The sequence below is a fragment of the Micromonospora sp. NPDC049799 genome (assembly GCF_040656655.1).
Classification (GTDB): domain Bacteria; phylum Actinomycetota; class Actinomycetes; order Mycobacteriales; family Micromonosporaceae; genus Micromonospora.
This window is the reverse complement of sequence record NZ_JBFAMU010000415.1, coordinates 1-4,338: the sequence shown is the minus strand read 5'-3', so window position 1 is coordinate 4,338 and position 4,338 is coordinate 1. Positions and strand designations below refer to the sequence as shown.

At 73.6% G+C, this 4,338-nt stretch carries 5 protein-coding genes; 4 read left to right on the top strand and 1 reads right to left on the bottom strand.

All coding sequences use genetic code 11. The annotated features are described in order from the left end of the window. A partial coding sequence (locus tag AB0I76_RS23470; protein ID WP_357039231.1) for a Gfo/Idh/MocA family oxidoreductase occupies positions 1–790 on the bottom strand: 790 nt, incomplete at its 3' end. Positions 791–1,016: 226 nt separating this feature from the next. On the opposite strand from AB0I76_RS23470, the gene AB0I76_RS23465 reads away from it, so the two are divergent. The 4 genes from AB0I76_RS23465 to AB0I76_RS23450 form a co-directional block, all read left to right on the top strand. Then, positions 1,017–2,000 carry a glucosyl-3-phosphoglycerate synthase gene (locus AB0I76_RS23465; RefSeq protein WP_357039234.1) on the top strand — a complete coding sequence of 328 codons (984 nt, stop codon included), beginning with the start codon at positions 1,017–1,019 and terminating at the stop codon, positions 1,998–2,000. 76 nt (positions 2,001–2,076) lie between these two features. Then, positions 2,077–3,234, top strand: a complete 1,158-nt coding sequence (locus tag AB0I76_RS23460; RefSeq protein ID WP_357039228.1) for a glycosyltransferase — start codon at positions 2,077–2,079, stop codon at positions 3,232–3,234. Positions 3,235–3,475: 241 nt separating this feature from the next. Then, the gene (locus tag AB0I76_RS23455; protein WP_357039225.1) at positions 3,476–3,937 is read left to right on the top strand and encodes a DUF4383 domain-containing protein; all 462 of its coding nucleotides are present in this window, start codon (positions 3,476–3,478) and stop codon (positions 3,935–3,937) included. A gap of 111 nt (positions 3,938–4,048) precedes the next feature. After that, on the top strand, positions 4,049–4,338 hold a 290-nt coding region (locus AB0I76_RS23450), incomplete at its 3' end, for an STAS domain-containing protein (protein WP_357039222.1).

Genomic DNA, 4,338 nt, shown 5'->3' with positions numbered 1-4,338 from the left:
ACCGGCGCTCGCCGGCGGCGTCGCGCACCACGAGGCCCTCCTCGGCCAGCGACAGGGCCAGCCCGTCGGCGAGGATCTCCAGCCCGGCCCGGTGCTTCCAGCCCAGCACGCACGCCGCGCTGAGCGTGCCCACCGCCCCGCCGGCGAACCGCAGTGCCGCGGTGGTCACCGAGTCGATGTCGGCGCCGTCGACCGGCGGCGGCGTCCCGTCGCCGTACGCGGTGACCTCGGCCACCTCGCCGGCCAGCAGCCGGATCAGGTCCAGCACGTGGGCGGCCTGCTCGACGACCGGGCCGCCCGAGCGGTCCCGCTGCGACCACCAGGCCACCGGCGGCACCTTGTCCAGCCACGCGCCGCTGACCATCCGGATGGGACGGTCGGCGAGCAGCTCCCGGGCGCGGTCGACGACCGGCAGGTACCGCCAGTGGTGTCCGACCCCGGTCAGCAGGCCCCGCCGGGCCACCAGGTCGCCGATCCGTTCGGCGGTGGCGAGGTCCACCGCGACGGGCTTCTCCACGAACATCGGCACCCCGGCGGTGATCACCGCCTCCTCGGCCGGGCCGTGCGCGAACGGGGGCACGCAGACGTACACCGCGTCCGGCCCCGCCGCCAGCAACTCCTCGACGTCGGAGAAGGTCCGGGCGCCGTGGGCTCCGGCCAGCTCCGCCGCCGCCTGCGGCAGCACGTCGGTCACACCGATCAGTTCGACGTCCTCGAAACCGCCCAGCACCCGGGCATGGCGTTGCGCCACCCCGCCGGCCCCTACCAGTCCCACCCGGCACGTGCGCATGTATAGCCCTCTCGCCACGGTTTCATGTTCTGCGCGAAACCACTCCCCCGGTGTGGGCGCAATCAAACGTTCACCACCTGGGAACGCACCGGAGTCCCACCCGTGATCAAGCTGTTAGCCCTCAACCGGTTAGCGCGAGCAGGGTAGTGGGAAAACCAACTCTGGTTTTTCCGCCCACGATCAGGGGGTGCCTGTGCGGAATACGGAAACGACGGTCTCGCCGGTGGTGGAGGCGTGGGCCACCTACCGGACGACGTCGGCGGCCGACTGGCCGGCGCGGCGACTGATGCGCGCCAAGGGTGACAGCCGGGTCAGCGTGGTGCTGCCAGCGCGCAACGAGGAAGCCACGGTCGGCGCGATCGTGTCGACGATCCGGGAACACCTGATGGACCGGGTGCCGCTGGTCGACGAGTTGATCGTGGTGGACTCGCGGTCCGACGACCGCACGGCCGAGGTGGCCCGCGCCGCGGGCGCCGAGGTGGTGAGCCAGGACGCGATGACCCGGGGCCTGCCCCGGCTCCACGGCAAGGGAGACGCCCTCTGGGCGGGCCTCGCGGCGGCCGAGGGGGACGTGGTCGCGTTCGTCGACGCCGACCTGCGGGAGTTCCGTCCGCACTTCGTCACGGGGCTGGTCGGCCCGCTCCTCACCGACCCGTCGGTGGACTTTGTCAAGGGCTTCTACCACCGCCCCCTGGTGGGTGCGACCGGTGTGGAGGCCGACGGCGGCGGGCGCGTGACCGAGCTCATGGCCCGCCCGCTGCTCAACCTGTTCTGGCCGGAGCTGGCCGGTTTCGTGCAACCACTCGCCGGCGAGTACGCCGGCCGGCGGGAGGTGCTCGCGCAGGTGCCGTTCGTCTCCGGCTACGGCGTCGAGACGGCGATGCTCATCGACCTGCTGGAGATGGTCGGGCTGGACGCGCTGGCCCAGGTGGACCTGGGTGAGCGCAAGCACCGCCACCAGGACACCGCCGCGCTGGGCCGGATGTCGGCCCAGATCATGCTCACCGCCTGGTCGCGGTTGCAGCGGCGGGGCTGGGCGGCACCCGGCGCCATGCCCGCCGAACTGCTGACGCAGTTCCGGCGGGGTGGCTCCGACGCACTGCCGAACCTCGACCGGGAGATCGTCGTCAGCGACGTGTCGATCGAGGAACGTCCGCCGCTGGCGGAACTGCGGCACCGGGTGCCGCGACGCCGGGTGGCCGCGGCGTGAGGGCCGGGTCACACCGACCGGTCGATGGTGGAGCGCGGGCGGCCCGACGGCCCGCCGAGGGAAGGAATCGCGCACGATGAGCCTCACCGTCCTGATGAACGCCGGTCCGTGGCTGTCCGTGCCGCCCCCCGGCTACGGCGGCATCGAGAACGTCATCGCCACCCTGGTGCCGGAGCTGCGCCGGCTTGGCGTGAAGGTGGTGCTGGCTTCCGTGGACAGCAGCACCCTCCCGGTCGACGAGAAGTTCTCGGTCTTCCCCGACGGCCAGTTCCACGCCCTGCAACGGCCGTACAACCAGGTCTGCGGCATCTCCCAGGCGCACCTCAACGGGGTGGTGCGGGCCCTGCACTCCCGCGACGACATCGACCTCGTGCACGACCACGTGGAGGCGGTCGGCCTGGCCACGCTCGCCGCGATGGGCCCGGACGCGCCCCCGGCGCTGCACACGCTGCACTGGGACCTGGCGAAGCACCCGGAGCTGTACGGCAACCTCGACGGCGGTGACCGCGTCCGGGTCAACGGGGTGTCCGCCTCGCAGCTGGCCCGGGCGCCGCAGGCGCTGCGGGACCACTCGGTGGGGCACGTGCACCTGTCCACCCCCCTCGCCGTCGGCGCGGACCGGCGGCCCCGGGCGGACAAGGGCGACTACCTGATCATTCTTGGGCGGATCAACCCGGGCAAGGGACAGGACGTCGGCGCGCGCCTCGCCCAGCGCGTCGGGGTCCCGCTGGTGCTGGCCGGCCCGGTGGGGCCCTACCACCGGCCGGAGGACCTGGCCGCGGCCGGCGACGAGGCCCGGCAGAACCCGGACGTGCGGTTCTTCTACGACGAGGTCGCGCCGCACATCGACGGCGACCTGGTCCGGTGGGTCGGGACGGTCGCCGGGCAGGAGCGCGACGACCTGCTGGCCGGTGCCCGGGCGTCGCTGTTCCCGCTGCGGTGGGAGGAGCCCGGCGGCACCGCCGTGGTGGAGTCGCTGGCGCTCGGTACGCCGGTGGTGGCCACCGCCCGGGGCTGCCTGCCCGAGCTGATCGAGCACGGCCGCACCGGCCTGCTCACCACCGACGAGGACGAGCTGGGCGACCTGCTGCTGGCCGCCAGCCTGCTGGATCCGGACGAGTGCCGCCGGGAGGCCGCCGTGCGGTTCACCCCGGCGGTGATGGCGGAGAAGTACGTGGCGCTCTACGAGCGGGTCCGGACGCTCGCGGCGGCGCCGCGCCTGCAACCGGTCTGAACCGGGTCCGTTCCGATACCGCGCCCCGGGGCCGGTCCGCCGTCACGGCGGGCCGGCCCCCGTCGTCCGCGCGAGCTCGCGTCGATCCTCGAGTTGCGGCACCCGGACTTCTAACGAATGTCCGGATTTGCCACGTGCCATGACCCCATGATCGACGCGCGCCTGGGAGCGGCGGGCGGTTTGCCGTCTGGTGGGACGGGAACCCGACCGGCCCGGCCCCTCGGGTGGAAGGGAGGCGGCGGTGACCGGTCCGATGGCGCACGCGCGCGCCCGGCACAACCCCGCCGACGGCAAGGCTCCGGTACGGCGGGCGGCGGCGACCGTCGCGGTGCTCTTCCTCCTGCTCGGCGTGCTGGGCTTCGTGCCGGGCGTCACCAGCAGGTTCGACGATCTCCGCCTCGCCGGCCACCAGTCCGGCGCGCTGCTGTTCGGCGCCTTCCAGGTGTCGGTGCTGCACAACCTCGTCCACCTGGCCTTCGGGGTGGCTGGGCTGGTGCTGGCCCGGACCGTCTCCGGCGCCCGGACCTTCCTCGTCGGCGGCGGCGCGGTCTACCTCGTGCTCTGGCTATACGGCCTCGCGGTCGACCACGACAGCGCGGCCAACGTCGTCCCGGTCAACGCCGCCGACGACTGGCTGCACCTCGCCCTCGGGGCGGGGATGATCTCCCTCGACGTCCTGACCGCCCGACGCGGACGCCGGTGACGAGGGCGGCACCCCCCGTGACGTGCGTCGCTCCCGCGCCGACGTCCGGTTTGACCCTCCTCGCCCCCGGGTAGGTGCCAGGTTCCCGACGAACCGAAACGGGGGCTTGCGATGCCGAGCCGGATCACCTGCGAGGTGCGCGACTGGTCACCGGTGACCGTCGTACGGCTCCACGGCGGCCTCGACCTGGGCACCATGCGGAGCGTCCACACCGTGCTGGACCGGTGCCTGTCCACACAGCCCGACGCCCTGGTGGTGGATCTCGCCGACGTCACCGTGCGGGACCGGCTGGCACTGTCGGTGTTCGCCGCCACCGCGCGCCAGGCCGCCGACTGGCCGGGGGTCCCCGTGGTGCTCTGCTCCCCACCGCCGGACGCGGCGGCGTGGCTCGCCGAGTCGAC

What these genes read in the sequence shown, in the direction of transcription:
- AB0I76_RS23460 (WP_357039228.1), top strand. Translation starts at nt 2,077, where the DNA reads ATGAGCCTCACCGTCCTGATGAACGCCGGTCCGTGGCTGTCCGTGCCG.